Source organism: Pseudoroseomonas cervicalis ATCC 49957 (assembly GCF_000164635.1).
Taxonomy (GTDB): domain Bacteria; phylum Pseudomonadota; class Alphaproteobacteria; order Acetobacterales; family Acetobacteraceae; genus Pseudoroseomonas; species Pseudoroseomonas cervicalis.
This window is the reverse complement of record NZ_GG770778.1, coordinates 520,542-522,673: the sequence shown is the minus strand read 5'-3', so window position 1 is coordinate 522,673 and position 2,132 is coordinate 520,542. Positions and strand designations below refer to the sequence as shown.

The 2,132-nt window shown below is 71.6% G+C and carries 1 protein-coding gene; it reads left to right on the top strand.

What is annotated here, in order from left to right:
* A partial coding sequence (locus tag HMPREF0731_RS25245; RefSeq protein ID WP_007003908.1) for a TonB-dependent receptor occupies positions 1-2,080 on the top strand: 2,080 nt, incomplete at its 5' end.
* Between the last annotated feature and the right edge of the window lie 52 nt (positions 2,081-2,132).

Genomic DNA, 2,132 nt, shown 5'->3' with positions numbered 1-2,132 from the left:
CGCGCCCGGCGCCGATCCGGCCGCCCTCGCCCTGCCCGACCTGGTGGTCACCGCCACCGGCCGCGCCGAGCCGCGCAGCCAGCTCGCCGGCACCGTGCAGGTGATCGACGAGGCGACGATCGCCAACTCCACCGCGCGCAGCGTCACCGACCTGCTGGCCGAGCATGCTGTCGGCTTCTTCAGCGAATGGACGCCGGGGCAGACCAGCCTCAACCTGCGCGGCGGCGCCACCGACGGCCAGGGGCGCGATTTCCGCAGCCAGGTGCTGGTGCTGGTCAATGGGCGCCGCGCCGGCACCGCCAACCTGTCCAAGCTCTCCCCCGCCGATGTGGCGCGGATCGAGATCGTGCGTGGCCCCGCCAGCGTCATCTATGGCAGCCAGGCGATGGGCGGCGTGATCAACCTCATCCTGCGCGACGGCCGCAATTCCCCCGGCGGCTTCGCCGAGCTGGCCGGCGGCTCCTGGGGGCTGGCGCGTGGCAACGCCCGCTACGGCGTCGATCTCGACGGCTACAGCGCCTATCTCGGCCTCTCCGGCACGCGGCGCGACGATTACCGTGTCGGCGGCGGCGCGCGCGAGGCGAACACGGATTACCGGCGCGGCGGCGTGACGGCGGCCTTCGGCCTGCCGGTCGGCGCGCTGGGCCGCGTCGACCTCACCGCGCGCACCGATGGCATCTACGATGCGGGCTTCCGCGGCTCGGCGGCGAACACGCTCAGCGAGGATGACCGGGTGAATGAATCCCTCGACATCGCGCTGACCGGCGCGCGCGAGGATGGCCGCCTGTCCTGGAACCTGCAGGCCTATGCGGTGCGCGATGTCGACACCTTCCGCTGGGCCTCGCCGGTGATCCGCTCCGGCAACAACCCGGCGCCGGGCACCGCGCTCGACTGGAACAAGCGGCGGCTGGAGATCATCGGCACGCGGCTGCAGCCGACGCTGCGGCTCTGGGCCGGCAACGACCTGCTGCTGGGCTTCGATGCCGAGCAATCGACGCTGCGCTCCGACCGCTTCCGGCTGGCCCTGCCCGGCGGCCCCGCGGGCCAGGTCGCGCCCTATGACAACAACGAGACGAACCACGCCTACGGCCTCTACGCCGAGGATGCGCAGCGCCTGTTCGACGACCGGCTGACGCTGCGCGCCGGCATCCGGCAGAGCTGGGGCACCACCCGCTTCGACCCGACGCCGCACCTCGCCGGCTATCGCGGGCGCGAGGCGGATTTCGACAGCACCACCTATTCGCTCGGCGCCAGTTTCCAGGCGCTGGAGAATGTGACGCTGCGCACCGGCTGGGCCACCGGCTTCCGCGCGCCGACCGCCACCGAGCTGGCGGCGGATTTCACTGCGGTGGGCGGCGGCCGCACCTTCGGCAACGCCAATCTGAAGCCGGAGAGCAATGACCAGGTGGAGATCGGCGCGACCTTCTCCCTGGGGGCCTCGCAGCTCGACCTGGCGCTGTTCCAGAACGCCATCCGCGACCGCATCACCACCCGCGCCCGGCCCGGCGTGCCCAACACCGCCGACTACGTCAACAATCCGGGCGAGATCATGGTGCGCGGGCTGGAGGCGCAGGCCAGCACCGATCTGGCGAGGCTGCTGGCGCTGGCGCCGGGCTGGCGCTGGCGCGCCTTCGCCAGCGGGTCGTGGAATTTCGACATGATCGACCGCGCCAAGACCGGCACCAACACCCGCAACGCCGAGCGCATGTATCGCTACCAGGCCAGCCTCGGCACGGTCTTCGGCGGGCGGGACTGGGATCTCGGCGCCACCGGCATCCTGCGCGGGCCGATGTATTACAACACCGAGGAGAATCTGCTGATCCCGCAGGCCGAGCCCTCGCGCGAATACGTCCACCGCAAGGCGCCCTTCTGGGTGGTGAACCTGCGCGGCAATTACCGCCTGCGCGAGAACGTCACCCTGTTCGGCGCGGTCAACAACCTGTTCGACGTCAACCGCAACCCGATCTTCATCGCCACCGACGCGGCGCCCTACCGTCTGGATCCGCGCTTCTCCAATGGCGGGCTCGGCACCTCCATGCCGGGGCGGGAGCTGATCGCCGGGCTGCAGGTGACCTTCTGATGCGGCTCGCCCGCCGCGCCCTGCTGGCGCTGCCGCTGGCCGCCGCGGCGTG